Genomic DNA, 26785 nt, shown 5'->3' with positions numbered 1-26785 from the left:
CACCCATGGCCACCACCGAATCCACCCCTTCCGGCGTCGGCCCCGTGGAGGGCGAGTCCCTCTACAACGTCGACAACCCGGCACCCCTCATCGAGGCCCCGCGCAAGCGCACCAAGAAGTCCCCGAAGTCCACCCGGGGCAACTTCGAGATGTACGGCTGGCTGTTCATGCGCCTGTCCGGCATCGTGCTGGTCGTCCTGGTCCTGGGCCACCTGCTGATCCAGCTCGTACTGGACGGCGGCGTGTCGAAGATCGGCTTCGCCTTCGTGGCCGGCCGCTGGGCCTCGCCGTTCTGGCAGGTCTGGGACCTGCTGATGCTCTGGCTCGCGATGCTGCACGGCGCGAACGGCCTGCGTACCGTCATCAACGACTACGCGGAGCGCGCGAACACCCGGCTGTGGCTGAAGGGCCTGCTCTACACCGCCACGGTGTTCACCATCCTGCTGGGCACGCTGGTGATCTTCACCTTCGACCCGAACATCCGCTAGGCACGGGGCTGCGAGAATCATGAAGATCCACAAGTACGACACCGTCATCGTCGGCGCCGGTGGCGCGGGCATGCGCGCGGCCATCGAGTCCACCAAGCGCAGCCGCACCGCCGTGCTGACCAAGCTCTACCCCACCCGCTCCCACACGGGCGCCGCGCAGGGCGGCATGGCCGCCGCGCTGGCGAACGTGGAGGAGGACAACTGGGAGTGGCACACCTTCGACACGGTCAAGGGCGGTGACTACCTGGTCGACCAGGACGCCGCCGAGATCCTGGCGAAGGAGGCCATCGACTCCGTCCTCGACCTGGAGAAGATGGGCCTGCCGTTCAACCGCACCCCGAACGGCACGATCGACCAGCGCCGCTTCGGCGGGCACTCCCGCAACCACGGCGAGGCCCCGGTCCGCCGGTCCTGCTACGCCGCGGACCGCACCGGCCACATGATCCTCCAGACGCTGTACCAGAACTGCGTCAAGGAGGGCGTGGAGTTCTTCAACGAGTTCTACGTCCTGGACCAGCTGATCACCGAGGTCGACGGCGTCCGGCGCTCGGCCGGTGTCATCGCGTACGAGCTGGCGACCGGCGAGATCCACGTCTTCCAGGCGAAGGCCGTGATCTACGCGTCCGGCGGCTGCGGCAAGTTCTTCAAGGTGACGTCCAACGCGCACACGCTGACCGGTGACGGCCAGGCCGCGGTGTACCGGCGCGGGCTGCCGCTGGAGGACATGGAGTTCTTCCAGTTCCACCCGACCGGCATCTGGCGCATGGGCATCCTGCTGACGGAGGGCGCCCGTGGTGAGGGCGGCATCCTGCGCAACAAGGACGGCGAGCGCTTCATGGAGAAGTACGCGCCGGTCATGAAGGACCTCGCCTCCCGTGACGTCGTCTCGCGCTCCATCTACACGGAGATCCGCGAGGGCCGCGGCTGCGGTCCCGAGGGCGACCACGTCTACCTCGACCTCACGCACCTCCCGCCGGAGCAGCTGGACGCCAAGCTGCCCGACATCACGGAGTTCGCGCGCACCTACCTCGGCATCGAGCCCTACACGGACCCCATCCCGATCCAGCCGACCGCGCACTATGCGATGGGCGGCATCCCGACGAACGTCGAGGGTGAGGTCCTGGCGGACAACACCACCGTCGTCCCGGGTCTGTACGCGGCCGGCGAGGTCGCCTGTGTGTCCGTGCACGGCGCCAACCGCCTGGGCACGAACTCGCTGCTGGACATCAACGTCTTCGGCCGCCGGGCCGGCATCGCCGCGGCGGAGTACAGCCAGAAGGCCGACTTCGTCGAGCTCCCCGAGAACCCGGCGCAGCTGGTGATCGACCAGGTCGAGAGGCTGCGTTCCTCGACGGGCACCGAGCGGGTGTCCGTGCTCCGCAGGGAGCTGCAGGAGACCATGGACGCCAACGTCATGGTGTTCCGCACCGAGCAGACGATCAAGACGGCCGTCGAGAAGATCGCCGAGCTGCGCGAGCGCTACAAGAACGTCGCGATCCAGGACAAGGGCCGGCGGTTCAACACCGACCTGCTGGAGGCCATCGAGCTGGGCAACCTGCTCGACCTGGCCGAGGTCATGGCCGTCTCCGCGCTGGCCCGCAAGGAGTCCCGCGGCGGTCACTACCGCGAGGACTACCCCAACCGCGACGACGTCAACTTCATGCGCCACACCATGGCGTACCGCGAGGTGGGCGACGACGGCACCGAGTCCATCCGTCTCGACTACAAGCCGGTCGTCCAGACCCGCTACCAGCCGATGGAGCGTAAGTACTGATGGCAACCCCGACCCTGGAGAAGGCGGACGCGGCAGGAGCGCCCGAGCCCGGTTTCGCCGACTCCCCGTACATCACGGTCACCTTCCGCATCCGCCGCTTCAACTCCGAGGTCTCGGCCGAGGCGGTCTGGGAAGACTTCCAGCTGGAGATCGACCCGAAGGAGCGCGTCCTCGACGGCCTCCACAAGATCAAGTGGGAGCTGGACGGCACGCTGACCTTCCGCCGCTCCTGCGCCCACGGCATCTGCGGCTCGGACGCGATGAGGATCAACGGCAAGAACCGTCTTGCCTGCAAGACCCTCATCAAGGACATCAACCCCGAGAAGCCGATCACGGTCGAGCCCATCAAGGGCCTGACGGTCCTGAAGGACCTCGTGGTCGACATGGAGCCGTTCTTCCAGGCGTACCGGGACGTCATGCCCTTCCTCATCACGAAGGACACGAACGAGCCCACGCGCGAGCGGCTGCAGACGGCCGAGGACCGCGAGCGCTTCGACGACACCACCAAGTGCATCCTGTGCGCCGCGTGCACGTCGTCCTGCCCGGTCTTCTGGAACGACGGCCAGTACTTCGGCCCGGCCGCCATCGTCAACGCGCACCGCTTCATCTTCGACTCGCGTGACGAGGCGGGCGAGCAGCGCCTGGAGATCCTCAACGACCGCGACGGCGTGTGGCGCTGCCGCACGACCTTCAACTGCACGGACGCCTGCCCGCGCGGCATCGAGGTCACGAAGGCGATCCAGGAGGTCAAGCGAGCGCTGATCACGCGCCGCTTCTGACTTCCGGTCCCCGCGTCAGGGCCCTGTTTCCACCACTTCGGAAACAGGGCCCTCGCGCGTTCTGGCTGATTGACGCTCCTCCGGAGGGGAACGCTCCGGCGACTCGGTGATCAAGTGGCGGCTGTCGTGGGCCTGCTGGCAAGATGGTGCGCCGGCCGGGCCGTCCGACAGGGCACGGCCGGGGGACGGGGGACGAGCGCATGACCGAGCCGAATCCGTATCAGGGTGGAGCGGGCGAGTGGGGACCGGGCAAGCCGCCCGCGCAGCCCCCGACGACGCCCCCGCCGGGGTACGGCTACCCCGACTCCGCACCCGGTTACGGCTATCCGCAGCAGCCCGCGACGCCGGCGTACGGCTATCCCGCGCAACCTCCCACTCCGCCCTACGGCCACCCGCAGCAGCCGGGTGCGCCGGCCCCGACGGGTGGCGCGCCGCTGGTCGCCATCGGTGACATCACGGTGATGGGCGATCAGATCATCACGCCCGCCGGCACCATGCCGCTGCGCGGCGCGGTGTGGAACGCCACCGACATGTCGCACACCGAGGAGAAGATCCCGACGGTCGCCATCGTGCTCGCGATCATCTTCTTCATCTTCTGTCTGCTCGGCCTGTTCTTCCTTCTGATGAAGGAGAAGAGGACGACCGGCTTCATCCAGGTCACCGTGACCAGCGCGGGCCGGCACCACTCGACGATGATCCCGGCCCAAGGCCCGCACACGTTCCCCGCGGTCATGGGGCAGATCAACTACGCCCGTTCGCTGAGCAGCATGTGATCCTCACAGCTGACTCAGGATCGTCGGGTCCGTGATCTTGAGGTCGTCGGCCAGCATCAGTGCCTTGCTGAGGATCACTCCCAGCATGCGGTCGCCCTCGACGTCGACGGCCAGCTCCGCCGGCTCGCCGTCGGCGGCCCGCTGCCCGACCAGGTCCTTGTACCGCTGGATCTCCCCCACCGTCATCCCCCCACCAGCGGTACCAGCTTGAGAAACGTGACCTCGGTGCCGGGCGCGAGCTCGATCTGCTCGTCCGGCTCGGTGACCTGGCGGTCGCCGACCAGCACCAGGAAGCCGTTACCGGCGAAGGCCCTCAGCGCCAGCTCGGTCTGTGCTTCGGGGTCTATGCGCCGCGGGGTGCGCAGCGCGTACCCGTTCAGCACCCGCTCGGTGTCCTTGGGCTGCACCAGCCCCTGGAACACGCCGGGCGTGCGCGTGTTGTACTCGGCGACCTCCTGGAAGACCCGGCGCCGGATCAGCTCACGCACGGTGAGCCGCTCCTCGGCGACCTCCAGCCGCCGGCCGGCTCCCCGCTCCCCCGCGGTCGTCTCGTCGACGAACGTCACGATTGCCATGCCGACGACGGTACGGGCCGCCACTGACAATCACGGATTCCGGGCGGATCGGCACCTATTGTGACGTTATGTCAGATGACGAGTCCTACGAACTGCTCGGGTTCGACAACGTCCTGCTGCCGGTCGGCGACCTCGGTGGGGCGGTCGACTTCTACGAGCGCGCGGGGTTCGCGGTGGGGTTCCGGTTCGACGAGGCCCGGATCGCCCTGCTGAAGGTCGGGGGCGAGACGCCCGGGATCCTGCTGCGCCAGGAGGAGGGGCTGGGGCACCGGCCGCCGCCGTGGGCGTCCCCGCGGCTGTGGATCGAGGTGCCGGACGCGCGGGCGGCGGCGCGCGCCCTCGCCGGGGCGGGCATCGCGCCCCTGGACGAGCCGTCCTCGGTGGCCACCGGCTGGACGGTGGAGATCGCCGATCCGTGGGGGAACGTCATCGGCTTCACGGACTACACGAAGCGGCCGGAGCTGGGCCGCAGGACCTGATCCGAAGGCCACCTCGGCATCCCTGTTGAACACGTTCAAAAAGAGGTCTACAGTCCACCCCTGTCAGCGTTTTTGAACGCGTTCAAGAAGGGGTGGGGCATGGACCGTACGGTCATCGCCTACGTCATCTACCTGCTGGTCAGCGTCGCGCTCACCATCTGGGTGGCCCGCACGCTCAGCCGCAACGGGCGGATCTTCCTCGCCGACGTACTGCACGGCAACGAGCAGCTCGCCGACGCCGTGAACCACCTCCTGGTGGTCGGCTTCTACCTCGTCAACCTCGGCTTCGTCGCCCTCTACCTCAGCAGCGACCAGACCATCGAGGACACCCGGGGGATCTTCGAGGCCCTGTCGACCAAGCTGGGCGTGGTGCTGCTGGTGCTCGGCGTGATGCACCTGGGCAACGTCTACGTCCTCAACAAGATCCGGCGGCGCGGAGTCATGGAGCGCGAGCAGATGCCGCCGGTCGGCCCGCAGGACTGGGTCGCCCCCCAGGCCGGGGCGTGAGCGGCACCTCGGCGGGCCGGGTCCCGGTCCGCCGGCTGACCGTCCTGTACGACGCCGACTGCTCGCTGTGCACGTACCTGCGGGACTGGCTGAACCGGCAGCCGCAGCTCGTGCCGCTGGAGCTCGTGCCCGCGAACTCGGACAGGGCCCGGCGGCACTTTCCCGGCCTGGACCACCGGGCCACCCTCGACGACATCACCGTCGTGGGCGACGCCGGGCAGGTCTACCGGGGCGCCGCAGCCTGGATCGTCACCCTGTGGGCGCTGCGCGAGCACCGGCCCCTCGCGCACCGGCTCAGCACCCCGGCGGGCGCGCCGTTCGCCAAGGGGGCGGCCCTGGCGGCGGCGAAGTGGCGGGGCTCGCAGCGGGGGCGGAGCCCCGAGCGGTGGGGCGGGCAGGCGTACGGGCGGACGGACGGCTGGTCCTACGACCCGGCGCACGGCTGGACCCACACCGCCCCGGGCTGCGCCGACGGCACCTGCCCCACCCCGTAGGCTCTCGTCCGTGCCTGCGAAGAACGACAGCCCCGACGAGGGCACCGCACCGACCACCAAGTCCGAGCAGACCCGCGCGCTGATCCTGGAGACGGCCATGCGGCTCTTCCAGGAGCGCGGCTACGACAAGACGACGATGCGGGCCATCGCCCAGGAGGGCCGGCGTCTCCGTGGGCAACGCGTACTACTACTTCGCCGGCAAGGAGCACCTGATCCAGGGCTTCTACGACCGCCTCGCCGCCGAGCACCGGCTGGCGATCCGGGAGGTCCTGGACCGGGAGACCGAACTGGAGGCGCGGCTCGCGGGCGTGCTGAAGCTGTGGCTGGACATCGCGACGCCGTACCACGAGTTCGCCGTCCAGTTCTTCAAGAACGCCGCCGACCCGGACAGCCCGCTCAGCCCGTTCTCCCCGGAGTCGGAGCACGCGCGCGAGGAGGCGATCTCCGTGCACCGGGAGGTGCTCGCGGGGGCGACGAAGACGAAGGTCCCCGAGGAACTGCGGGACGTCCTGCCCGAGTTGATGTGGCTGTCCCAGATGGGACTCGTCCTGTACTGGATCTTCGACCGGACCGAGGGCCGGCAGCGCAGCTACCGGCTGGCGGAACGGGGGGCCCGGCTGACGGCCCGGGGCGTGTCGTTGGCCCGCTTCCGGGTGCTGCGCCCGCTGGTGCGGGAGGTGCACGAGCTGTTCACGGACTTCCTGCCGGGGATGACCAAGGTGCTGCCCACCCCCGGCAAGTCCGGTTCCTAGCGCGGTCAGTTGACCGCGTCCACCTCGCCCTCGGCGAGCTCCACGTCGTACACCAGCGGGCCGCCCTCGACCACGACCTGCCGCGCCCGCGTGCCGTACGGTTCGGCCGTGACCGTCAGCAGGTAGGTCGCCGGGCCCGGTACGGACAGGATGTAGGAGCCGTCCGCGAGCGACCGCACGCGGTCCAGCTGGCGGCCGCCCTTCGACAGCAGTGTCACGGAGGCGCCGTCCACCGGCTCGCCGTCGGCGGTGCGGACGAAGCCGTGGACCGCCGAGGCCGGCCCGTCCGGGCCCACCGCCTCCGCCTCGTCCTTCGGCTCGACCGCCAGATGCGGCAGCCGCTTGTCCAGCCAGGCGGGCAGCCACCAGTTGGAGTTGCCCAGCAGGTGCATCGCGGCCGGCACCAGCGCCGTCCGCAGGACGAAGGCGTCGAGGGCGACCGCCGCCGCCAGGCCCACGCCCGCCATCGCCGCGCCCGAGTCACCGCTCAGGACGAAGGCGAGGAACACGCAGACCATGATCAGGGCGGCGGAGTTGATGACACGGCTGGTCTCCGCCAGGCCCACGCGCACGGCGCGCGCGTTGTCCCTGGTGTGCACCCACTCCTCGTGCATGCGGCTCACCAGGAACACCTGGTAGTCCATGGACAGGCCGAAGAGCAGGGACAGCATGATGACCGGCAGGAAGGCGTTGATCGGGCCCTCCTTGCCGAGGTTCAGCAGGTCCAGGCCCCAGCCCCACTGGAAGATCGCGACCAGGACGCCGAAGGAGGCCGCCGCGGCGATCAGGTTCATCAGGGCCGCCGTCAGCGGCACGACCAGGGAGCGGAAGGCGACCAGCAGGAGCAGGAAGCCCAGGCCGATGATGGTCGCGACGAACAGCGGCAGGCGGTCGCCGGTCACGGCCGCGAAGTCCTTCGAGACGGCCGTCACCCCACCCACGTGGGCCTGGGCCCCGGCGCGCGGGATCACCTGGTCGCGCAGGGTGTCGATGAGGTCGTCGGTCTGCTTGGACTGCGGGGACGTCGTCGGCACGACCTGGATCACGGTCACGCCCTTCGCGGGCGGCAGCGCGGCCGCCCGCGCCACGCCGGGGGTCGCCCGGATGTCCTTGACCAGTGTGGTCGCGTCGCCGCCGACGGTGACCACCTGCAGCGGCCCGTTGAAGCCGGGGCCGAAGCCCTCGGCCAGCAGGTCGTAGGCCTTCCTGGTGGTCGTCGACGCCTGGTCGTTGCCCTGGTCGGTGGCGCCCAGGCGGAGCGAGAGGACGGGGACGGCGAGGACGGCCATGACGATCAGGGCGAGCGCGGCGATCCTGCGGGGCCGCTTCTGGACGTTCGCCGACCAGCGGGCGGCGAACCCGCTCGCGTGCTCCGTCTCGGGGCCGTCGGCGGCGAGGCGGCGGCGCTGGCGGCGGCTGAGGACGCGCGGGCCGAGGAAGCCGAGCAGGGCCGGCAGGAGGGTCGTGGCGGCCAGCACGCTCAGCACGACCGTCAGCGAGGTGCCGATGACCACGCCGTCCAGGAAGCGCAGCCGGGTGACGAGCATGCCGGCGAGCGCGATGCACACCGTGCCGCCCGCGAACAGCACCGCGCGCCCCGAGGTGTTGAGGGCCGTGACGGCCGATTCCTCGGGGTCCATGCCGCGCAGGATGCCGCGCCGGTGCCGGGTGACGATGAACAACGCGTAGTCGATGCCGACGCCGAGGCCGATCAGGGAGGCCAGCAGCGGGGCGATGTCGGGGATGTCGGTGCTGTGGCTGAGCAGCTGGGTGGAGAACAGGCCCATGCCGACGCCGAAGACGGCGATGGCGATGGGCAGCAGCATCGCGAACAGCGAGCCGAAGGCCAGGAACAGCACGACGGCCGCCGCGACGATGCCAACCATCTCCGACAGGCCCTGGGGCGGCTCCTGGACGCGCTGGATGGCCTGGCCGCCCAGCTCCACGTGCAGACCGCTCGTCCGCGCCGCCTGCGCGGTGTCGAGGACGTTCTGCACGAGGTCCTTGGGCACCTCGTTCGCCCGCTTGGCGAAGGTCAGCTGCGCGTAGGCGATGGTGCCGTCGCGGCTGATCTGGGCCGCGCCCCGGGGGCCGGCGTACGGGCTGGTGACCGCGCCGACGCCGGGCATCTGCGCGATCTTGTCGAGGGCGGGCCGGACGCGGTCCTGGACCGCCTTGTCCCGCACCGAACCCCGGTCGACCTTCCACACCACGGTGTCGGTGTCGCCCGAGGTGTTCGGGAAGGCCTTCTCCATCAGGTCGTACGCGCTCTTGGAGTCCGTGTCCGGGAGGGAGAAGACGTTCGCGTAGTTCGTCCCCGCCGTCGAGGCCGAGAAGCCCAGCCCGAACAGCGCCCCCACCCACAGCAACAGGACCACCAGCCGGTGCCGGTAGCACCACCGTGCCAATGCCGCCACGATCAAAGCTCCTTCGTCGTCATCCGGTCGTCGGTCGGTCCCCCAGGTCCTGGGCAACAGGATCGGGACCTCCACGCGCGCGTGGTGGGAATCGGCCATGACTCTCAAGGAATTCCAAAGTCGGTTCAGGCCCCGGCCGTCAGTGGCCCGCCCGATACTGGGGGCATGACGACGGCTCCAGGCACCGTGCTGGTGGTGGAGGACGAACCGAGCATCGCGGACGTCCTCGCCATCGCCCTGCGCTACCACCGCTTCGAGGTGATGGTCGCGGGCACCGTCCGCGAGGCCCTCGCGCTCGCCGAGCGCACCCGGCCGGACGCGGCGCTGCTCGACGTCATGCTCCCGGACGGGGACGGGCGCGCGCTGGGCCGCGAACTGCGCGACCGGCAGCCGGACCTGGCCCTCGTCTTCCTCACCGCGCGCGACTCGCCCGCCGAGATCGTCGGCGCCCTCGGCTTCGGTGACGACTACATCACCAAGCCGTTCAACATCGACGAGGTCGTCGCCCGGATCACGGCGGTGCTGCGCCGCACCCGGCCGGCCGACGTGCTGCCGCAGCGGCCCCCGCTGCGCTACGGCGACCTGGAGCTGGACGAGACGACGTACAGCGTCCACCGCGCGGGCCGCAGCGTCGAGCTCACCCCCACCGAGTACGCGCTGCTGCGCTTCCTGGTGCGCAACGGCGGCCGGATCGTGCCCAAGGAGCAACTGCTGCGGCACGTCTGGCAGTACGAGCACACCCCGCCCGAGTCGACCGTGGTGGAGACCTACATCAGCTATCTGCGCCGCAAACTGGACGCCCTGGGGCCACCGGTGATCACCACACGGCGCGGCGTGGGATACGGGCTGGCATGAGGTGCCGCTGGCTGAACTGCGAGCGCGGCCTGCACTCGCTGCGCGCCAAGCTCACGCTGACCAACGTCGCGCTGCTCGCCCTGGGCATCGTCGCGGCGACCGCCGTCAGCCTGATGGGCATGCGGTACTACCTGCTGGACCAGGTCGACACCGAGCTGACCAAGACCCGTGACTCGCTGGGCGGTTCGCAGCTGACCCTGCGGCAGATCGACTCGCTGAGCGTGCTGGGCTTCGTCCACGACCGGCTCGCCCCGCAGCAGACCGACGAGCGCGCGGCCCCGGACACGATCTACGCCGCCGTCGACGCCGACGGCCACGTCGCCAGCCTCCTCGGCTTCAAGCCCACCGAGGCACAGCGCGGTCTGAGCCGGGCTGTCGGCGACCCGCACGCCCTGATGCGGCACACCCGGCCGCAGGACGTCAGCGTGCACGGCGCGCTGTACCGCGTCACGGCCACCCAGCTGCCCGACGGCACCTACATCCTGCTGGCCAGCTCCACCGACGCCCTGCACCGGGGCATGCTGAAGGCCCTCAAGCTCGATCTGACCATCGGCACCCTGCTGCTCGCCCTATTGGCCTGTCTGACGCTGTTCAGCGTGCGACGGCGGATGCGGCCGCTGGAGGACATGGTGGAGACGTCGTCGGCCATCGCCGAGGGCGACCTGACCCGGCGTGTGCCCTCCAGCCACCACCCCACCCAGGAGGTGGAGCAGCTGCGGCTGGCCCTGAACTCCATGTTGCACCAGGTGGAGTCGGCGTACCGCACCCGGGAGGACAGCGCGGCCCAGCTGCGCCGTTTCGTCGCCGACGCCTCGCACGAACTGCGCACCCCGCTGTCGGCGATACGCGGCTATCTGCAGCTGTACGACAAGGGGATGCTCAGCGATCCGGACGAGCGCAAGCGGGCCTGGGAGCGGGTGCTGGCCGAGACCGACCGCATGGGGCGCCTGGTGGACGAACTGCTCACGCTGGCCCGCCTGGACCAGCAACCCGAACTGCGCTTCCGCAACGTCGACGTCAGCCGTCTGGTGCGGGACGCCGCCCAGGACCTGCGCGCGCAGCAGCCGGACCGGCCGGTCGAGGTGGCCGCCGGCGGCTCGCTCCTGGTGCGCGCCGACGAGTCGGGGCTCCGGCAGGTGCTGGGCAACCTGGTGGGCAACGTCCGCACGCACACACCGGCCGAGGTGCCGGTGCGGCTGGGGGTGGAGCGGGAGGACGGCGTCGTACGGCTGTGTGTCGCGGACGAGGGGCCGGGGCTGTGCGCCGAGGACGCGGCGCGGGTCTTCGACCGGTTCTTCCGGGCCGGCGGGGGCGCGGGCAGCGGTCTGGGGCTGGCCATCGTGCAGGGGGTCGTTCAGGCCCACGGCGGTGAGGTGGCGGTGCGCACGGCGCCCGGGGAGGGCCTCGCGGTCACGGTCACGCTGCCGGCGCGTGCGGCCGCCGCGACGACGTAGCCGTCGGGTCACGTCGTACGGCGTTCAGGTCGCCGCGAGGACGAGCGCCCACACGGTCTTGCCGTGGTGGCCGCGGCTCCACACGCCCCAGGCCGCCGCGAGGTTCTCCACCAGGCGCAGTCCGCGGCCGGACTCCTCCGACTCCCCCACCAGCCGTGATCGGGGCTCCTGCCGCCCCTCGTCGGAGACCTCGATGAGGCACGAGCCGTCGGCGAGCGCGGTCACCGCGACCTCGAACTCCCGCTCCTGGAGCGGGCCGTGGCGGACGACGTTGGTCGCCAGTTCGGACACCAGCAGGACGGTGTCCGTCAGGGCCCGGTCGTCCGGCCCGTGCCCCCAGTCGGTCAGGTGGTCCCGCACCCGGCGCCGGGCGAGGCCGACGGAGGCCGGGTGCCGGGGCAGCCGGAAGGAGTTGCGTCTGGACACATCCGCTCCTCACCCCACGCACACCTCCGTCACATGGTTCCGCGTGGGGTGAGTACCCGGTGTCGGCCCCGTGGATGTCCGTGGGGCGGCATCGGGTCAGATCCAGTTCAGGCTCCACAGCCGGTAGACGCCGGTGCCGTCGTCCAGGTACTGGCTGCCGCCGACGTCCTCGCTGCTGAGGACGTACTCCTTGCCCTGCCACAGCGGGATCACCGGCACGTCGTGGGCGATGTCCTGCTGGAGCGTGCGCAGGTCGGAGGTGGCGTCGCCGCGGTCGGCGTACTGCTGGCTGGTCCGGATGAGGTGGTCGACGGCGTTGTTGCTGTAGCCGGTGTTCATGGTGGCGCCGGTGCCGACGAGCGTGGCGCCGAAGGTGTCCGCGTCGGGGTAGTCGGCGACCCATCCGACGGCGTAGGCGTCGAGCTTGCCGGTGGCCCACCGCTTCTGGAAGGCGGTCCACTCGTAGCCCTTGAGGGTCACCTTGAACAGGCCGCTCGCCTCCAGCTGCCGCTTGAGGTCCTCGGCCTCGGCAGTCGCCGAGCCACTGTTCTTCCCGTAGCCGTAGGTGAAGCGGACCGGCAGCGTCACGCCGGCCTCGGTGAGCAGGGCCCTGGCCCGCTGGGCGTTCTGCGTGGGGTAGGCGTCGAAGAACGACGTGGTGTGGCCCGTCAGGCCGGTCGGGATGAGCGAGTACAGCGGATCGACGGTCCCCTTGTAGACGGTGGCGGCGAGCTGCTCGCGGTTGATCAGCCAGGCCATCGCCCGGCGGACCCGCACATCGTGCAAGGGCGAGGCGGCGCGGGTGTTGAGGTAGAGGTTGCGGGTCTCGGAGCTGTCGGACTCCGAGAGGCGCTGATGGGGGTCGCTGGCCGACAGTCCGGACAGCACCTGGGGCGGCAGCTGACGGCTGGCCACGTCGACCTGCTTCGCCTTCCACGCGGTGTTCAGGGCGTCCGCGTCGGTGTAGTAGCGCAGTTCGACGGGGCGGCCGGTCTTGTCGACGGCGCCCTTGTAGGAGCTGTTGGGCGAGAGCACCGCCCTCTTGCCCTTCGTGTACGCCGTCAGCTCGTACGGGCCGGTTCCGTCGACACCGCCGTCGGTGCGCAGGCTCTTCGCCGGGTACTTCTCCCGGTCGACGATCGCGCCGGCTCCGGTGGCGACCTTGAACGGGAACGTGGCGTCGGGCGAGGACAGCCGGAAGGTGACGGTCGAGCCCCTCGCGTCGACCGACCTGAGGGTGCTCAGGAGGGACGCCGGGCCGACGTCCGACTTGATCGCCTTGACGCGGTCGAAGGAGTACTTGACGTCCTCGGCGGTCATCGCGCGCCCGCTGGGGAAGGTGAGTCCCCTGCGCAGCGTGCAGCGGTACGTCTTCAGGTCGCTGCCGACGAAGGCGCAGCTCCGGGCCGCGTCCGGGACGGGTGCGGCGCCGCCCGCCTCGAAGGTCAGCAGCGATTGGAAGACGTTGCTGAACAACGCCCAGGACCCGGCGTCGTAAGCGCCCGCCGGGTCGAGCGACGTGACGGAGTCCGTCGTGCCGACCGTGATCGTCTTTCCGTTGTCGTCCTGCGACGGCAGCAACTGCCAGCCGCCGATCCCCACGCCCGCCAGAACGAGCAGCGTCGCGAGTACCCGCATGCGAACCGAACGCATCGGTTGGCCCTCCCCAAGGCCCGAAGGCCCCCCAAAAAAACACATATGCCACCCCCTAGTGGCGCGGCTCACCTAATCACACGGGTTCGAGCTCGGGGAAGAGCCGTCAGGGGAGTTGGGAAAGACGTTACTGCCAGGGGTTTCGGCCGTATTTCACAGCGCCCGCACAGGGGGTTCGGCGGACGGGTGCGCTCCCGTGCCCGGCACGGGAGCGCTCGCTCACGCGCGCGTGGCGGCCAGTTCGATCACGGTGATGTCGGACGGGGCGCCCACGCGCGTGGGCGGGCCCCAGGCACCGGCGCCCCGGCTGACGTAGAGCTGGGTGTCGCCGTAGCGTGCCAGGCCCGCGACGGTGGGGTTCGCGGCCGCCGCGAGGAAGTTGCCGGGCCAGAGCTGGCCGCCGTGGGTGTGGCCGGACAGCTGGAGGTCGACGTGGTGCCTGACGGCCTCGTGGATCTGGACGGGCTGGTGGGCGAGGAGCACACAGGCGCGGGCCGTGTCCCGGTCGCCGAGCGCCCTGCCGAAGTCGGGGCCCTGTCCCTCGCTCTCGCCCGCGATGTCGTTGACACCGGCCAGGTCGAAGTACGGCAGTTCGGTGCGGGCGTTCTCCAGGGGGTGCAGCCCGAGCCGCCGCACCTCCTCGACCCACTGCTCGGCGCCCGAGAAGTACTCGTGGTTGCCGGTGACGAAGTAGGAGGGCGCCCGCAGCTGCCGCAGGGGGGCCGCGGCCGGTCCCAGGTTCTTGACGCTGCCGTCGACGAGGTCGCCGACGACCGCGACGATGTCGGGCTGGGTGGAGTTGATCGTGTCGACGACCTTCTGCGCGAAGTCCCGGCCCAGCACCGGCCCCAGGTGGATGTCGCTGACCACGGCGATGCGGTATCCGTGCGCCGCGCGCGGCAGCTTGGCCAGCGGCACGGTGACCCGCTTGACGCGCGGCCCGCGCAGCACCCCGTAGGTGCCGTAGCCGACGGTCCCCACGGCGGCCGTGGCGGCGGCGCCGGCCAGGACCCGGGAGACGAAGAGACGGCGTGAGGGACCGGGGGCGGCGGGGGCGGGGGCGTCTTCGGGCACCGCGCCGGGGTGTGCGGGCTCGGGCGCGCGATCCGACGCACGCGCCCCCTCGGCCGCCGGCGCCCGTGTCGCGGCGACTCCCGCCGGCACCGGCTCGGCGTCCGTCGGCGCGACGGCCGACGTGCGCGCCCGCCTCTCAAGGAACCGCCGCAGCAGCGGTCGTACGACCTCGCCCGCCACCACCGCCAGCAGCAGGTAGACGGACAGCGCCAGCCACAGGAAGCCCGGCCAGGCCAGGACCTGCTGCAGCCAGAACGGCGCTCCGGCGCGCTCGGCGACGAGCGCGCCGACGGCCAGCGCCCAGCCGCCCGCGATCAGCGCCGCGCCCGCCCGGCGCGCGGGGCCCGCGCTCCGCGTGGTGTCGCGGAACAGCCGGCGCCACAGGTACCAGTTGGCTCCCACCAGGACGCCGAGCGCGAGCAGCGCGAAGACGATGATCACCGTGCCGTGTACCCCGCAGTCTGTCGTGCCGGTCCTGCCGGTCCGGCGGCGTTCGTCCCGTTATGAAGTGCGGCGCAATGCGCGCAGTCCACGCAACCCGATGCCGCCGATGACCGTCCCCAATACGAAGGAGACGACGGCGAGCGTCAGATGCACCCAGAAGTAGGCCGTCGGGTGACCGTCGTCGAACGCGAGCCCGCTGCCGTCCTTGATGAGATTTTTCACGAAAGTGACCCAGATGACCCAACTCCACACTCCGAAGGCGAGCAGGAACCAGGAGACAGGGCGGCTGAGCTTCATGCGTTCAGTATCGCCGCCGCCACTCCGGCCGCGCGCCCGGGGTGGGGCGGGCGGCGGGACATCGCGCCCGGTGCCCTGTACTTTTCCGTCCGTGCCCGCACCCCCGAAGACCGCCAGGCGATTCCTGCTGGTCACCTCCGCCGCCCTGTCGTCGCTCGCGCTGACCGCGCCCGTCGCCCTCGCGGCCCCCAGCCCCTCCACGAGTCCTTCGGCCAGTCCCCCGGCCGGCATGTCGTCCGTGGGCGGCGCCCGGCTCGGCCGGCCCGGCACACAGGTCGATCTGGGCAGCGGCGCGCCCGTGCTCCCCAAGGACATCAGCGCGCGCTCGTGGATCGTCGCGGACGCCGAGTCCGGCGAGGTCCTCGCCGCCCACAACGCGCACTGGCGGCTGCCTCCGGCGTCCACGATGAAGATGCTGTTCGCGGACACGCTGCTGCCGAAGTTCCCGCGCGACGAGAAGCACAAGGTGGTGCCCGCCGACCTGGCGGGGATGGGCGCCGGCTCCAGCCTCGTCGGGATAAAGGAGGGCGAGACCTACACGGTCCACGACCTGTGGCTCGGGGTCTTCCTGCGCTCCGGCAACGACGCCGTGCACGTGCTGTCGGCGATGAACGACGGCGTCGGCAACACCGTCGAGGAGATGAACGAGCACGCCCAGGAGCTCCAGGCCCTGGACACGCACGTGGTCACGCCCGACGGCTACGACGCCCCCCGGCAGGTCTCCTCGGCGTACGACCTGACGCTGTTCGCCCGCTCCGGGCTGCAGAAGAAGGACTTCCGCGAATACTGCTCGACGGTGCGGGCGCAGTTCCCGGGCGAGACGAAGAAGAACAAGAAGGGCAAGACGGTCCGGACGCCCTTCGAGATCCAGAACACCAACCGGCTGCTGGCCGGTGACACCGACATCTCCGTCTACCAGGGCATCGCGGGCGTGAAGAACGGCAACACCACCAACGCCGGCGCGACCTTCACGGGGGTCGCCGAGCGCGACGGCAGGGTGCTGCTGGTGACGGTCATGCACCCCGAGAAGCAGGAGCACAACGAGGTCTACAAGGAGACCGCCAAGCTCTTCGACTGGGGCTTCGCGGCGGCCGGGAAGGCCCGCTCCGTGGGGGAGCTGGTGCCGCCGAGGAGCGCGGCCCGGGCGAGCGCCCAGCCGGGCGCCAACGCCTCCGCCGGGCAGGCGGGCGGCGCCGGGAGCAACGTCTCGGCCACGCCGGCGGCGAAGGCGGCCGGGCACACCGGTGGCGGCATGGGGACCGCGTTCGCGCTGGCCGGCGGGGCGCTGGCGCTGCTCGCGGCCGCCGCGTTCCTGGTCAACCGCCGCTGGCCGCTGCCGGATCTGGTACGTCGCCGCTCTCGCCCCTGACCTTGCGCACGATCCCCGCCCGCTCTTCCCGCTCCTCCTCGCGCACTTCCTGCTCCTGGCTCTGCGTCGCCGTCCAGGCGGCGCAGAACAGGACCAGCTTCGAGGTGAAGTTGATCCACAGCAGCAGGGCGACGGGGACTCCGAAGGCGCCGTACATGCTCTTGGCGGCCACGCCCTGCATGTAGCCGCTCAGCAGGGCCTTCAGCAGTTCGAAGCCGACCGCGCCGGTCAGTGCCGCGACGGTCAGGCGGCGGCGCGGCGGTTCGACGCCGGGCAGCAGCGTCAGGACGTACAGGAGCAGCAGGAAGTCGGCGAAGACGGCGACGGCGAACGCGGCGACGTACAGCAGGATGCCGCCCCAGCCGCCCTTCTCCAGCCCGATCTGCCGGGTGATCCAGCCGACCATCGCGGAGGCGACGGTGGAGGCGGCGAGGGTGACCAGGACGGCGCCGCCGAGGCCCACGAGGATGCCGAGGTCCTTGGCCTTGCGCAGGAGGAAGTTCTCCTCCTCGTCGGGCTTCTCCCACACCGCGCGCAGGCATTCACGCGTCGAGCCGGCCCAGCCGATGCCGGTGAACAGCAGGGCGGCGCCGGCGATGAGGCCGATGGCGCCGGCGTTCTGGACCAGGCCGTTGATGTCGAGCTGGTCGGAGATCCCGGGCACCTGCTCGGCGATCTTGTGCTGCAGATCCGTCTGCTGTGTCTCGCTGAGCGTGGCCGCGGCGATCACGGCGGCCACGGTGAGCAGCGGGAACAGCGCGACGAAACTCGTGAACGTCATCGCGGCGGCCAGCCGGGCCCACTTCACCCGGTCCAGACGCTCGAACGACCGCCACGCGTGTGTGGCCGTCAGGCGCGCCACCAGCGGCCCGACGACGGGGAGCTTCTTCAGCCAGTCCATGATCCGACTCTGCCCTCCCTCGGGGAGACCAATGTGCTTCTACCCCCGAAAGACGCCTTGGTAGCGATGCCGGTGGCCGCGCGGCGGTCGGCTACCAGTTCGCCACCGCCAGCCCGTACATCGCCAGCCAGACCAGGCCGATGACGGCGAGGGCGCGGTCGCGCAGCACGACGTCCTCGGGCTCCCCGGCGGCGCCGCGGTCGGCGAAGACGGCGTACCGCAGGACGGCGAGGACGAAGGCGACCATGGAGAGCTGGCGCCAGGGCAGCACGCTCGTGTGCGGGAGGCCGCCCTCCTCCAGGGCCCACATGCAGTAGCCGAGGACGGCGACGCCCGCGGCCAGCTGCCAGACGAAGCGCAGGTAGCCGGTGGTGTACTCGGTGAGCAGCGCGCGCGTGGCGCCCGCTTTCCCGGCCATCTGGACGGCTTCGGAGTAGCGCTTGGCCGCCACCATGAACAGGGCGCCGAAGCCGGTGGTGATCAGAAACCAGCGGGACAGCGGGATGCCGAGCGCGAGGCCGCCGGACACCGCCCGCATCAGGAAGCCGGTGGTGACGACCACGAGGTCCACGACGAGGACGCGCTTGAGGCTGACGCAGTACGCCAGTTGCATGCCGAGGTAGGCCGTCAGCAGTGCCGCGACGGCCGGTGAGACCAGCCAGGCCGCGGCGACCGGCGCGAGCACGCCGAGGACGGCTCCGGCGGCGTAGGCGAGCGGCACGGGGACCTGGCCGGCCGCCACCGGGCGGTGGCGCTTGGCGGGGTGGGCGCGGTCGGCGTCGGCGTCCCGGGCGTCGTTGACGAGGTAGACGGCGGCGGCGCAGGCCGTGAACAGGACGAAGACGGCCGCGAGGCGGGGGATCGCGGGGCGGGTGAAGAGCTCGCCGGCGGCCGCGGGGGCGGCGACGACCAGGAGGTTCTTGACCCACTGCTTGGGGCGTGCGGTTCTCAGCAGGCCGACGAGGACGGTGGCGGGGGTGCGCTGCGGGGGTGGTGCGGGGGTGTGCTCGGGCGTGCGCTGTTCGAGAAGCGCCGTCTCCAGGGAGCGCGCGTCGTTCGTGAGAGGCGCTGTCTCAGTCATGCGTGCCCCCTCCCACCCAGCGCGCGCCCAGGCGCGCCGTGAGCGCCCCGAGGGCCGCGCCCGCCACCACGTCCGAGGGATGGTGCACGCCGACGACCAGCCGGGACAGGCACATCGCGACGGCGAGCGGCGGTACGGCGTACGCGCCGAGAGCGCCGTAGACCAGGGCCGCGGTCGCGGCGGAGGTCGCGTGGGAGCTGGGGAAGGAGTGCGGGCCGAAGGTGGGCGCGAGATGGTCGACATGCGCCGGTCGCGGGCGTCGCACCACCCCTTTCACGCCCATGCTGACGAGGTGCGCTCCCCCGGTGAGCGCCGCGCCACGCAACCAGGCGCCGCGCCGCGCGCCGTCCACGGCGGCCCCGACGAGGCCCGTCGCGAGCCACAGCGCCCCGTGCTCGCCGGCCCGGGAGAGGGCGCGCGCGACACAGGCGACGCGCGCGTCGGCGCCGTACGCGCGGCAGGCGGAGAGGATTCGGTGGTCCAGGAGGTCCATGAGGACTCACTGTTCACGCCGACCCCGCCGGAATTACGGACATATTCAATGACATCCCATTAATCACCCATTTCGGGGAGGAGGTTGATGTTCCTTGACTCCGCGCCCATACCGGGGCGATACGGTCACCCGCATGTCTGCCAGCACCGCACCGGTCACCACCACCGTCACCGGATGGGGGCGCACCGCTCCCACCGCGGCCCGTCTGATCCGTCCCCGGACGTACGAGGAGGCCGCCGCCGCCGTCCGGGAGTGCGGGGCCCGCGGGGGCATCCCGAGAGGGCTGGGACGCGCCTACGGCGACGCGGCGCAGAACGCCGGCGGGGCGGTGTTCGACATGACGGGCCTGGACCGGATCCACGCGATCGACGCCGACGACGGCACCGTGCTGTGCGGCGCGGGCGTGTCCCTGCACCGCCTGATGGAGGTGCTGCTGCCGCTGGGCTGGTTCGTCCCGGTGACGCCCGGCACCCGGCAGGTGACGGTCGGCGGCGCGATCGGGGCGGACATCCACGGCAAGAACCACCACGTGTCCGGCAGCTTCTCCCGGCACGTCCTGTCGTTCGAACTCCTCACCGCCGACGGCGAGATCCGCACGGTGGGCCGCGGCACCCCGCTGTTCGACGCGACCGCGGGCGGCATGGGGCTGACCGGCGTGATCCTCACCGCCACCCTCGGCCTGCTGCCCGTCGAGACCTCCCTGATGTCGGTCGACACCGAGCGCGCGAGCGACCTGGACGACCTGATGGCCCGGCTGGCGGGCACCGACCACCACTACCGGTACTCGGTCGCCTGGATCGACCTGTTGGCCCGCGGCGCCGCCACCGGCCGGGCGGTCCTGACCCGCGGCGACCACGCTCCCCTGGACGCGCTGCAGGCACGCGCGCGTGCGAGGGCCCTGGAGTTCCGCACCCCCCGCTTCCCGGCCGCGCCGGCCTTCCTGCCCGAGGGCCTGCTCAGCCGTACCACCGTGGGCCTGTTCAACGAGTTCTGGTACCGCAAGGCGCCCCGCGCGCGTACCGGAGAGCTGCAACGGATCTCCTCGTTCTTCCACCCCCTGGACGGCGTCCCGCACTGGAACCGCGTCTACGGCCGCGGCGGCTTCGTGCAGTACCAGTTCGTCGTCGGGCACGGCCAGGAGGACACCCTGCGCCGGATCGTGCGCCGGATCGCCGACCGGCGCTGCCCCTCCTTCCTGGCGGTCCTCAAGCGGTTCGGCGAGGCCGACCCGGGCTGGCTCTCCTTCCCGCTGCCGGGCTGGACGCTGGCCCTCGACATCCCCGCCGGCCTGCCCGGTCTCGGCGCGTTCCTGGACGGTCTCGACGAGGAGGTCGCGGCGGCCGGGGGGCGCGTCTACCTCGCCAAGGACTCCCGTCTGCGTCCCGAACTGCTCGCCGCGATGTACCCGCGCCTCGACGACTTCCGGGCGCTGCGCGCGCGGGTCGACCCGCGCGGGGTGTTCGTGTCGGACCTGTCCCGCCGTCTCGCCCTCTAGGAGCTGCTGTCGTGAAGGACGCCTTCGGTCTGCCCCAGTCCCTGCTCGTCCTCGGCGGAACGTCCGAGATCGCGCTCGCCACCGCCCGCCGGCTGATCGCGCGCCGCACGCGCGCGGTGTGGCTCGCCGGGCGCCCCTCCCCCGCCCTGGAGACGGCGGCCGCCGAACTGCGCGCCCTGGGGCCCGAGGTGCACACCGTCGCCTTCGACGCGCTCGACCCCGACGCGCACGAGGAGGTGCTCGGCAAGGTCTTCACGGAGGGCGACGTCGACATGGTGCTGCTCGCGTTCGGCGTCCTCGGCGACCAGGCCGGCGACGAGCGCGAACCGGCCGCTGCGGTGCGGGTCGTGCAGACCAACTACACGGGCGCGGTCTCGGCGGGACTGGTCGCCGCCCGCGCGCTGCAGGCCCAGGGGCACGGCTCGCTGGTGGTGCTGTCGTCCGTGGCCGGCGAGCGGGCCCGCCGCAGCAACTTCATCTACGGCTCCAGCAAGGCCGGCCTGGACGCCTTCGCCCAGGGGCTGGGCGACGCGCTGCACGGCACCGGCGTGCACGTCATGGTCGTACGCCCCGGGTTCGTCCGGTCCAAGATGACCGCGGGACTGCCCGAGACCCCGCTCGCGACGACGCCGGAGGCCGTGGCGACGGCCGTCGAACTCGGCCTGCGGCGGCGCTCGGAGACGGTGTGGGTGCCGGGCGCGCTCCGCGTGGTGATGTCGGCCCTCCGGCACGTCCCGCGCGGTCTGTTCCGGCGGCTGGCCCTCTGACGGCCGGCGGCGGCCGTCAGCGGCTGCCGATGGTGCCGCGTTCGACGTGACCGGCCTGCGGCGGTACGACCGTGCCGCCGAAGGCGAAATCCCGCAGCTTGCGCCACACACCGTCCGCGCCCTGCTCGTACAGGGCGAAGCCGGTGCACGGCCAGTCGGCCTCGTAGTCGGCGAGTTCCTCGAAGGCGCGGTCCATCGCCTCGTCGTCGATGCCGTGGGCGACCGTGACGTGCGGGTGGTACGGGAACTGCAGTTCGCGCGGCACGGGGCCGGAGGCGTCCCGGACCTGCTTCTGCAGCCAGGTGCACGCCTCGGCGCCCTCGGCCACCCGGACGTAGACCACCGGGGACAGCGGCCGGAAGGTGCCGGTGCCCGACAGGCGCATCGGGAACGGGCGGCCGCTCGCGGCGACCTCGGCCAGATGCGCCTCCACGGCCGCCAGGTCGGCGCCGTCGATCTCCGTCGGCGGCAGCAGGGTGACATGCGTGGGGATGCCGTGAGCAGCGGCGTCGCCGAAGCCCGCGCGCAGCTGCTGGAGCTTGCTGCCGTGTGGCTCCGGGACCGCGATCGACACTCCGATCGTTACGGTCCCCACGTCGTCTCCTGTCGTCGTGACGGGTCGGTCTGTCGGCCGTCGGCTATCGACTGTACGGCCACGGCCGTGCCGCGGGCAGGCGCAACCGTAGTGATGTGCAGCGCTCTGCCCGGTGGTACGTGCGTTCGGCGGTGTACGTCAGTGCTTGGCGGGCAGGAAGCCCACCCTGTCGTACGCCTGGGCGAGGGTCTCGGCGGCGACGGCGCGCGCCTTCTCCGCGCCCTTGGCGAGGATCGAGTCCAGCGTCTCCGGGTCGTCCAGGTACTGCTGGGTGCGCTCCCGGAAGGGCGTGACGAACTCGACCATGACCTCGGCGAGGTCGGTCTTGAGCGCGCCGTACATCTTGCCCTCGTACTCGGCCTCCAGCTCGGCGATCGTCTTGCCGGTGAGGGTGGAGTAGATCGTGAGCAGGTTGCTGACGCCCGGCTTGTTCTCCGCGTCGTAGCGGATGACGGTGTCGGTGTCGGTGACGGCGCTCTTGACCTTCTTGGCGGTGGCCTTGGGGTCGTCGAGGAGGTTGATGAGGCCCTTGGGCGTGGACGCCGACTTGCTCATCTTGATCGACGGGTCCTGCAGATCGTAGATCTTCGCCGTCTCCTTGAGGATGTACGGCTTCGGGATCGTGAAGGTCTCGCCGAAGCGGCCGTTGAAGCGCGTGGCGAGGTCGCGGGTCAGCTCGACGTGCTGGCGCTGGTCCTCGCCGACCGGGACCTCGTGGGCCTGGTAGAGCAGGATGTCGGCGACCTGGAGGATCGGATACGTGAACAGGCCGACGCTGGCCCGGTCGGCGCCCTGCTTGGCGGACTTGTCCTTGAACTGCGTCATGCGGGAGGCCTCGCCGAAGCCGGCGAGGCAGTTCATGACCCAGGCCAGCTGGGCGTGCTCGGGCACGTGGCTCTGCACGAAGAGCGTGCAGCGCTCCGGGTCGAGGCCGGCCGCGAGGAGCTGGGCGGCGGCGAGCCGGGTGTTGGCCCGCAGCTCCGCCGGGTCCTGCGGGATCGTGATCGCGTGCAGGTCGACGACCATGTAGAACGCGTCGTGGCTCTCCTGCAGGGCCACCCACTGGCGGACGGCGCCGAGGTAGTTGCCGAGGTGGAACGAGCCGGCGGTGGGCTGGATTCCGGAGAGCACGCGAGGTCGGTCAGAGGCCATGTTCACCATTCTCTCAGGTTCGAGGACCCGATCCGGAACCGGCCGGAAACAGGTGGGAGCCGATCTGTGCCCGGCGGTGTAACAAGGTGGGGGACGGACGGCGGAGCAGCGAGGGGGCGGCCGATGCGACGGCTGGGGGGACGGACGGGGGCCGGGTGCGGGGCCCTCGTGTCGACGGTGGCGGTGTTCGCGGTGTGCGGCGCCCCGGCGGCTCACGCGGACGGCGAGCGGGACGTCCCGGACGTGGCGATGGTCGTCGCGGGCGGTACGGGGCGGACGACCGTGCTGCGGTCCGGCGAGGCGGCCTTCGCGTGTCTGCGGCGGCTGCTGGCGCCGACGTACACGGGCACGGAGCGGGTGCCGGAGGACTGGACCGAGGGGCGCTATCCGCCGGTGCACTTCACCGTGGTCTGGGGGCTGAGCGGCGTCGGGGGCTGGCCGCAGACCGACCGGGCGCCCGGCGGTGACGTGGCCGTGGAGCGGCAGGACCAGCTGGTCGTGGCGGCCGACGGCACGCCCTGGATCCGCAGCGATCCCGCGCCCGAGGTCCGCGACGACGACATCCGCTGGCACCGGGCGCCGCGTTCGGTGTTCGTGGAGCTGGAGCGGGAGAAGGTGCTGAGCGGGCTGGGGGACGCGGGAAGCAGCGCCGGGGGGAGCACGGGCATCGGGAGCACGGGCGCCGGGAGCACGGGCGCCAGGAGTACGGGCGCGGGGAACAGTGTCCGGTGGGCGCTCTCCGGGCTGGGTGCCGGGCTCGTGGCCGGCGTCGGCGGCACGCTGCTGATGCGCCGCGCGGCGGCCCGGCACGGGGCCGGACCGCCGCGGGACGAACCACGACAGGAACTGATCGACCTCTGACGGCCGCGGGGGCGTCAGCCGAGGTCGATCTCCGGGTACAGCGGGAAGCCGGCCACCAGGTCCGTCGCCCGCTGGGCGATCTCCTCGGACACCTTCGCGTCGAGGACGTGGGAGGCCTTGGAGGGGGCGCCCGACTTGGTGGTGCCCGGCTCGGCGGTGGTCAGGACGCGGTCGATCAGGCCCGCGACCTCGTCCATCTCGGCCGTGCCCAGACCGCGGGTGGTCAGGGCGGGGGTACCGACGCGGATGCCGGAGGTGTACCAGGCGCCGTTCGGGTCGGCGGGGATCGCGTTGCGGTTGGTGACGATGCCGGAATCGAGGAGCGCGGCCTCGGCCTGGCGGCCGGTGAGGCCGTAGGAGGTGGCGACGTCGATCAGGTTCAGGTGGTTGTCGGTGCCGCCGGTCACCAGGGTCGCGCCGCGGCGCATCAGCCCCTCGGCCAGCGCGCGGGAGTTGTCGACGATGCGCTGGGCGTAGTCCTGGAAGGCGGGCTGCCGGGCCTCGGCGAGCGCGACCGCCTTCGCGGCCATGACGTGCGGGAGCGGGCCGCCCAGCACCATCGGGCAGCCGCGGTCGACCTGGTCCTTGAGGGAGTCGTCGCACAGGACCATGCCGCCGCGCGGGCCGCGCAGCGACTTGTGGGTGGTGGTGGTGACGATCTGGGCGTGCGGGACCGGGTCGAAGTCGCCGGTGAGGACCTTGCCGGCGACGAGGCCCGCGAAGTGCGCCATGTCGACCATGAGCGTCGCGCCGACCTCGTCGGCGATCTCGCGCATGATCCGGAAGTTCACCAGGCGGGGGTAGGCCGAGTAGCCCGCGACGATGATCAGCGGCTTGAACTCGCGGGCGGACGTCCGCAGCGCCTCGTAGTCGATCAGGCCGGTGGCCGGGTCGGTGCCGTAGGAGCGCTGGTCGAACATCTTGCCGGAGATGTTCGGGCGGAAGCCGTGGGTGAGGTGGCCGCCGGCGTCCAGGGACATGCCGAGCATGCGCTGGTTGCCGAAGGCCTGGCGCAGCTCGGCCCAGTCGGCCTCGGAGAGGTCGTTGATCTGGCGGACGCCGGTCTTCTCCAGGAAGGGCGCCTCGACGCGGTCGGCGAGGACGGCCCAGAAGGCGACCAGGTTGGCGTCGATGCCGGAGTGCGGCTGGACGTAGGCGTGGCGGGCGCCGAACAGCGCCTTGGCGTGCTCGGCGGCCAGCGACTCGACCGTGTCGACGTTGCGGCAGCCGGCGTAGAAGCGGCGGCCGACGGTGCCCTCGGCGTACTTGTCGCTGAACCAGTTGCCCATCGCCAGGAGGGTCGCCGGGGAGGCGTAGTTCTCGGAGGCGATCAGCTTGAGCATCTCGCGCTGGTCGGCGACCTCCTGGCCGATGGCGTCGGCGACGCGCGGCTCGACGGCTCGGATCACGTCGAGGGCGGCGCGGAAGGCGGTGGACTCGGTGGAGAGGGAGTCGGCTGACATGAGGGACCTCCGGACGTCGGCTTTCAGCGTTCACGGTACGGCCCAGGCGCACGGCACTCGCTGACTCAGGCCGCTCCCCGATGGTCGGTCCCATCCCAGCGCGCCAGTCACGGCCCACCGATCACCCTACCGGGGATGCCGTAAGGGGCAGGGAGCCGTCCATCATGCGAGCGGTGGGGTCAGAGGATCACGTGGGGCAGGAAGCGGGCGTACTCGTCGGTGATCAGGCCGGACGACTCGCGGATGCCGAGGCCCGCCGACTCGTCCTCGACGACCCAGGCGCCGAGGACGACGTGGTGTCCGTCGAAGGCGGGCAGCGGGGCCAGCTCCTGGTAGCAGCAGGGCTCCTCGCGGGGCACCGGCTCGCTGCCGGGCTCGTGGATCGTGACTCCGGCGCCCTCGCGGCCCAGCAGCGGTTTGGCGACCCAGCCGGTCGTCGTCAGCTCGCGCGGGCCGTCGAGGTGCGCGGCGAGCAGGTTGGGGTGGTCCGGGTACAGCTCCCACAGGATCGCCAGCAGCGCCTTGTTGCTCAGCAGCATCTTCCAGGCGGGCTCGATCCACAGCGTCGAGCCCGTGCCGCCGCCGTTGTCGAGGGTGTCCAGGACGTGCCCGGCGAAGGCGTCGGTGGTCAGCCATTCCCACGGGTAGAGCTTGAAGCAGCTGCGGATGAAACGGAGCCGGTTGTCGACGAAGCGGCCGGAGAAGGAGTCCCAGCCGATCTCCTCCATCGAGATCCAGTCGGTGTCCAGGCCCGCCTGCTCGGCGGTCTCCTTGAGGTAGGCGACCGTCATCAGGTCCTCGCCGAGTTCGTCGTCCGAGGAGTGCGCGAAGTGCAGGGGGCTGCCGGGCGGCAGGAGCGGGGCCTGCCGCTTCCAGGCGGCGACGAGGCGTTCGTGCAGGGAGTTCCACTGGTCGGCGCCCGGGAAGCGCTCCTCCATCCAGAACCACTGCGGGGAGGCGGCCTCGACCAGGGAGGTGGGGGTGTCGGCGTTGTACTCCAGCAGCTTCGCCGGGCCCGTGCCGTCGTAGCGCAGGTCGAAACGGCCGTAGAGGGAGGGGAGTTCGGCGCGGCGCCGCCAGGCCTCGGTGACCGCCTCGGCCACGCGGGGGTCGGTGATGCCCAGTTCGGGCAGGCGCCCCTCGGCGACGATGTGCCCGGCCGCGGCGAGGCACATGCGGTGGAGTTCCTCGACGGTCTCCTCCAGGGCCTCGACCTCGCCGAGGGTGAAGGAGTAGTAGGCGCTCTCGTCCCAGTAGGGGCGCAGGGAGCCGTCGGGGTGGCGGGTGAGGGGGTAGATCAGGCCCTGTTCCTCGACGGTCCGCCGCCAGTCCGGGCGGGGGGTGATGGTGTGTCGGCGCATGGGTGC

The 26785-nt window shown here is 71.5% G+C and carries 27 protein-coding genes, 1 pseudogene and 1 riboswitch; of the genes and pseudogenes, 14 read left to right on the top strand and 14 right to left on the bottom strand.

The features are described from left to right. The first annotated feature begins 5 nt into the window (after window positions 1-5). The 4 genes from LN251_RS18160 (at window position 6) to LN251_RS18145 (ending at window position 3814) form a co-directional block, all read left to right on the top strand. Window positions 6-488 carry a succinate dehydrogenase hydrophobic membrane anchor subunit gene (locus tag LN251_RS18160; protein WP_200701761.1) on the top strand — a complete coding sequence of 161 codons (483 nt, stop codon included), beginning with the start codon at window positions 6-8 and terminating at the stop codon, window positions 486-488. A gap of 19 nt (window positions 489-507) precedes the next feature. Next, on the top strand, window positions 508-2262 hold the full coding sequence (gene sdhA, locus LN251_RS18155; RefSeq protein ID WP_458245321.1) for a succinate dehydrogenase flavoprotein subunit: 1755 nt from the start codon (window positions 508-510) through the stop codon (window positions 2260-2262). Further along, window positions 2262-3041, top strand: a complete 780-nt coding sequence (locus LN251_RS18150) for a succinate dehydrogenase iron-sulfur subunit (protein WP_058923628.1) — start codon at window positions 2262-2264, stop codon at window positions 3039-3041. The genes sdhA and LN251_RS18150 overlap by 1 nt, the downstream gene beginning before the upstream one ends. Window positions 3042-3241: 200 nt before the next feature. Further along, entirely contained in the window at window positions 3242-3814 is a 573-nt protein-coding gene (locus tag LN251_RS18145) for a hypothetical protein (RefSeq protein WP_458245320.1), read from the top strand. A 3-nt stretch (window positions 3815-3817) separates the two neighbouring features. On the opposite strand, the gene LN251_RS18140 is transcribed toward LN251_RS18145, so the two are convergent. Continuing rightward, window positions 3818-4000 carry a DUF7737 domain-containing protein gene (locus tag LN251_RS18140; protein WP_458245319.1) on the bottom strand — a complete coding sequence of 61 codons (183 nt, stop codon included), beginning with the start codon at window positions 3998-4000 and terminating at the stop codon, window positions 3818-3820. Further along, window positions 3997-4389: a hypothetical protein gene (locus tag LN251_RS18135; RefSeq protein WP_458245318.1), complete on the bottom strand. Its 393-nt coding sequence runs from the start codon at window positions 4387-4389 to the stop codon at window positions 3997-3999. The genes LN251_RS18140 and LN251_RS18135 overlap by 4 nt, the downstream gene beginning before the upstream one ends. Before the next feature lie 68 nt (window positions 4390-4457). Between LN251_RS18135 and LN251_RS18130 the strand changes: the two genes are divergently transcribed. The 4 genes and pseudogenes from LN251_RS18130 (at window position 4458) to LN251_RS18115 (ending at window position 6621) form a co-directional block, all read left to right on the top strand. Further along, a complete protein-coding gene (locus LN251_RS18130; RefSeq protein ID WP_458245317.1) occupies window positions 4458-4868 on the top strand; it encodes a VOC family protein in 411 nt (136 codons plus the stop codon). A gap of 99 nt (window positions 4869-4967) precedes the next feature. Further along, window positions 4968-5375, top strand: coding sequence for a hypothetical protein (locus tag LN251_RS18125; RefSeq protein WP_058928225.1), 408 nt, complete (start codon window positions 4968-4970; stop codon window positions 5373-5375). Further along, window positions 5372-5869, top strand: a complete 498-nt coding sequence (locus LN251_RS18120; RefSeq protein ID WP_458245316.1) for a thiol-disulfide oxidoreductase DCC family protein — start codon at window positions 5372-5374, stop codon at window positions 5867-5869. Before LN251_RS18125 ends, LN251_RS18120 begins: the two co-directional genes overlap by 4 nt. Before the next feature lie 10 nt (window positions 5870-5879). Further along, a pseudogene (locus LN251_RS18115) lies at window positions 5880-6621 on the top strand (TetR family transcriptional regulator). A gap of 5 nt (window positions 6622-6626) precedes the next feature. Here LN251_RS18115 and LN251_RS18110 read toward each other — a convergent pair. Then, window positions 6627-9029 carry an MMPL family transporter gene (locus LN251_RS18110; RefSeq protein WP_458246743.1) on the bottom strand — a complete coding sequence of 801 codons (2403 nt, stop codon included), beginning with the start codon at window positions 9027-9029 and terminating at the stop codon, window positions 6627-6629. A gap of 174 nt (window positions 9030-9203) precedes the next feature. Between LN251_RS18110 and LN251_RS18105 the strand changes: the two genes are divergently transcribed. Together LN251_RS18105 and LN251_RS18100 are read left to right on the top strand one after the other, a co-directional pair. Continuing rightward, window positions 9204-9893: a response regulator transcription factor gene (locus tag LN251_RS18105; protein WP_249834412.1), complete on the top strand. Its 690-nt coding sequence runs from the start codon at window positions 9204-9206 to the stop codon at window positions 9891-9893. Continuing rightward, entirely contained in the window at window positions 9890-11347 is a 1458-nt protein-coding gene (locus LN251_RS18100; protein ID WP_458245315.1) for an ATP-binding protein, read from the top strand. Before LN251_RS18105 ends, LN251_RS18100 begins: the two co-directional genes overlap by 4 nt. A 24-nt stretch (window positions 11348-11371) precedes the next feature. Here the strand turns inward: LN251_RS18100 and LN251_RS18095 are convergent, their stop codons facing one another. The 4 genes from LN251_RS18095 to LN251_RS18080 all read right to left on the bottom strand — a co-directional run bounded on the left by LN251_RS18095 (window position 11372) and on the right by LN251_RS18080 (window position 15241). Beyond that, window positions 11372-11773 (bottom strand): ATP-binding protein, encoded by a 402-nt coding sequence (locus tag LN251_RS18095; RefSeq protein ID WP_458245314.1) that lies wholly within the window; start codon window positions 11771-11773, stop codon window positions 11372-11374. Between the two features lie 96 nt (window positions 11774-11869). Beyond that, window positions 11870-13426 carry an ABC transporter substrate-binding protein gene (locus LN251_RS18090; protein ID WP_458245313.1) on the bottom strand — a complete coding sequence of 519 codons (1557 nt, stop codon included), beginning with the start codon at window positions 13424-13426 and terminating at the stop codon, window positions 11870-11872. A gap of 219 nt (window positions 13427-13645) precedes the next feature. Then, window positions 13646-14941, bottom strand: a complete 1296-nt coding sequence (locus LN251_RS18085; protein ID WP_458245312.1) for a metallophosphoesterase — start codon at window positions 14939-14941, stop codon at window positions 13646-13648. Window positions 14942-15001: 60 nt separating this feature from the next. Then, window positions 15002-15241: an SCO4848 family membrane protein gene (locus LN251_RS18080; RefSeq protein WP_058923639.1), complete on the bottom strand. Its 240-nt coding sequence runs from the start codon at window positions 15239-15241 to the stop codon at window positions 15002-15004. A gap of 91 nt (window positions 15242-15332) precedes the next feature. On the opposite strand from LN251_RS18080, the gene LN251_RS18075 reads away from it, so the two are divergent. Beyond that, entirely contained in the window at window positions 15333-16610 is a 1278-nt protein-coding gene (locus LN251_RS18075) for a D-alanyl-D-alanine carboxypeptidase family protein (protein ID WP_458245311.1), read from the top strand. Here LN251_RS18075 and LN251_RS18070 read toward each other — a convergent pair. From LN251_RS18070 to LN251_RS18060, 3 genes are all read right to left on the bottom strand, one after another. Next, complete coding sequence (locus LN251_RS18070) at window positions 16558-17511, bottom strand: YihY/virulence factor BrkB family protein (RefSeq protein ID WP_458245310.1); 954 nt, start codon at window positions 17509-17511, stop codon at window positions 16558-16560. The genes LN251_RS18075 and LN251_RS18070 overlap by 53 nt on opposite strands. A 91-nt stretch (window positions 17512-17602) precedes the next feature. Beyond that, complete coding sequence (locus LN251_RS18065; RefSeq protein WP_458245309.1) at window positions 17603-18592, bottom strand: decaprenyl-phosphate phosphoribosyltransferase; 990 nt, start codon at window positions 18590-18592, stop codon at window positions 17603-17605. After that, window positions 18585-19085 carry a phosphatase PAP2 family protein gene (locus LN251_RS18060; protein ID WP_458245308.1) on the bottom strand — a complete coding sequence of 167 codons (501 nt, stop codon included), beginning with the start codon at window positions 19083-19085 and terminating at the stop codon, window positions 18585-18587. Before LN251_RS18060 ends, LN251_RS18065 begins: the two co-directional genes overlap by 8 nt. A 133-nt stretch (window positions 19086-19218) precedes the next feature. Between LN251_RS18060 and LN251_RS18055 the strand changes: the two genes are divergently transcribed. Together LN251_RS18055 and LN251_RS18050 are read left to right on the top strand one after the other, a co-directional pair. Beyond that, window positions 19219-20580: an FAD-binding protein gene (locus LN251_RS18055; protein WP_458245307.1), complete on the top strand. Its 1362-nt coding sequence runs from the start codon at window positions 19219-19221 to the stop codon at window positions 20578-20580. An 11-nt stretch (window positions 20581-20591) separates the two neighbouring features. After that, window positions 20592-21347 carry a decaprenylphospho-beta-D-erythro-pentofuranosid-2-ulose 2-reductase gene (locus tag LN251_RS18050; protein ID WP_458245306.1) on the top strand — a complete coding sequence of 252 codons (756 nt, stop codon included), beginning with the start codon at window positions 20592-20594 and terminating at the stop codon, window positions 21345-21347. A 16-nt stretch (window positions 21348-21363) separates the two neighbouring features. Here LN251_RS18050 and LN251_RS18045 read toward each other — a convergent pair whose 3' ends face one another. Both LN251_RS18045 and trpS read right to left on the bottom strand, forming a co-directional pair. After that, entirely contained in the window at window positions 21364-21942 is a 579-nt protein-coding gene (locus LN251_RS18045; RefSeq protein ID WP_458245305.1) for a 2'-5' RNA ligase family protein, read from the bottom strand. 138 nt (window positions 21943-22080) lie between these two features. Then, window positions 22081-23094 carry a tryptophan--tRNA ligase gene (gene trpS / locus LN251_RS18040; RefSeq protein ID WP_458245304.1) on the bottom strand — a complete coding sequence of 338 codons (1014 nt, stop codon included), beginning with the start codon at window positions 23092-23094 and terminating at the stop codon, window positions 22081-22083. Window positions 23095-23217: 123 nt separating this feature from the next. Between trpS and LN251_RS18035 the strand changes: the two genes are divergently transcribed. After that, window positions 23218-23955: a hypothetical protein gene (locus tag LN251_RS18035; protein ID WP_458245303.1), complete on the top strand. Its 738-nt coding sequence runs from the start codon at window positions 23218-23220 to the stop codon at window positions 23953-23955. A gap of 14 nt (window positions 23956-23969) precedes the next feature. Here LN251_RS18035 and LN251_RS18030 read toward each other — a convergent pair whose 3' ends face one another. Then, entirely contained in the window at window positions 23970-25418 is a 1449-nt protein-coding gene (locus tag LN251_RS18030; RefSeq protein WP_458245302.1) for a glycine hydroxymethyltransferase, read from the bottom strand. Between the two features lie 33 nt (window positions 25419-25451). After that, a riboswitch (ZMP/ZTP riboswitch) is annotated at window positions 25452-25539 on the bottom strand. A 58-nt stretch (window positions 25540-25597) separates the two neighbouring features. Beyond that, the gene (locus LN251_RS18025) at window positions 25598-26779 is read right to left on the bottom strand and encodes a glutathionylspermidine synthase family protein (RefSeq protein ID WP_458245301.1); all 1182 of its coding nucleotides are present in this window, start codon (window positions 26777-26779) and stop codon (window positions 25598-25600) included. Window positions 26780-26785 lie beyond the last annotated feature (6 nt).

The organism is Streptomyces sp. MAI_2237 (assembly GCF_054189285.1).
The sequence above is the reverse complement of the archived record's forward strand: the minus strand, read 5'-3'. Positions and strand labels throughout refer to the sequence as shown.

Excerpts from the sequence above, each read along its gene's own strand:
- LN251_RS18070 (WP_458245310.1), bottom strand. The coding sequence starts at position 17,511 with ATGGACTGGCTGAAGAAGCTCCCCGTCGTCGGGCCGCTGGTGGCGCGC.
- LN251_RS18135 (WP_458245318.1), bottom strand. The coding sequence starts at position 4,389 with ATGGCAATCGTGACGTTCGTCGACGAGACGACCGCGGGGGAGCGGGGA.
- LN251_RS18130 (WP_458245317.1), top strand. The coding sequence starts at position 4,458 with ATGTCAGATGACGAGTCCTACGAACTGCTCGGGTTCGACAACGTCCTG.
- LN251_RS18140 (WP_458245319.1), bottom strand. The coding sequence starts at position 4,000 with ATGACGGTGGGGGAGATCCAGCGGTACAAGGACCTGGTCGGGCAGCGG.
- LN251_RS18145 (WP_458245320.1), top strand. The coding sequence starts at position 3,242 with ATGACCGAGCCGAATCCGTATCAGGGTGGAGCGGGCGAGTGGGGACCG.
- LN251_RS18105 (WP_249834412.1), top strand. The coding sequence starts at position 9,204 with ATGACGACGGCTCCAGGCACCGTGCTGGTGGTGGAGGACGAACCGAGC.
- trpS (WP_458245304.1), bottom strand. The coding sequence starts at position 23,094 with ATGGCCTCTGACCGACCTCGCGTGCTCTCCGGAATCCAGCCCACCGCC.
- LN251_RS18125 (WP_058928225.1), top strand. The coding sequence starts at position 4,968 with ATGGACCGTACGGTCATCGCCTACGTCATCTACCTGCTGGTCAGCGTC.
- LN251_RS18150 (WP_058923628.1), top strand. The coding sequence starts at position 2,262 with ATGGCAACCCCGACCCTGGAGAAGGCGGACGCGGCAGGAGCGCCCGAG.
- LN251_RS18025 (WP_458245301.1), bottom strand. The coding sequence starts at position 26,779 with ATGCGCCGACACACCATCACCCCCCGCCCGGACTGGCGGCGGACCGTC.
- LN251_RS18080 (WP_058923639.1), bottom strand. The coding sequence starts at position 15,241 with ATGAAGCTCAGCCGCCCTGTCTCCTGGTTCCTGCTCGCCTTCGGAGTG.
- LN251_RS18090 (WP_458245313.1), bottom strand. The coding sequence starts at position 13,426 with ATGCGTTCGGTTCGCATGCGGGTACTCGCGACGCTGCTCGTTCTGGCG.
- LN251_RS18060 (WP_458245308.1), bottom strand. The coding sequence starts at position 19,085 with ATGGACCTCCTGGACCACCGAATCCTCTCCGCCTGCCGCGCGTACGGC.
- LN251_RS18030 (WP_458245302.1), bottom strand. The coding sequence starts at position 25,418 with ATGTCAGCCGACTCCCTCTCCACCGAGTCCACCGCCTTCCGCGCCGCC.
- LN251_RS18035 (WP_458245303.1), top strand. The coding sequence starts at position 23,218 with ATGCGACGGCTGGGGGGACGGACGGGGGCCGGGTGCGGGGCCCTCGTG.
- LN251_RS18065 (WP_458245309.1), bottom strand. The coding sequence starts at position 18,592 with ATGACTGAGACAGCGCCTCTCACGAACGACGCGCGCTCCCTGGAGACG.
- LN251_RS18160 (WP_200701761.1), top strand. The coding sequence starts at position 6 with ATGGCCACCACCGAATCCACCCCTTCCGGCGTCGGCCCCGTGGAGGGC.
- LN251_RS18055 (WP_458245307.1), top strand. The coding sequence starts at position 19,219 with ATGTCTGCCAGCACCGCACCGGTCACCACCACCGTCACCGGATGGGGG.
- LN251_RS18100 (WP_458245315.1), top strand. The coding sequence starts at position 9,890 with ATGAGGTGCCGCTGGCTGAACTGCGAGCGCGGCCTGCACTCGCTGCGC.
- sdhA (WP_458245321.1), top strand. The coding sequence starts at position 508 with ATGAAGATCCACAAGTACGACACCGTCATCGTCGGCGCCGGTGGCGCG.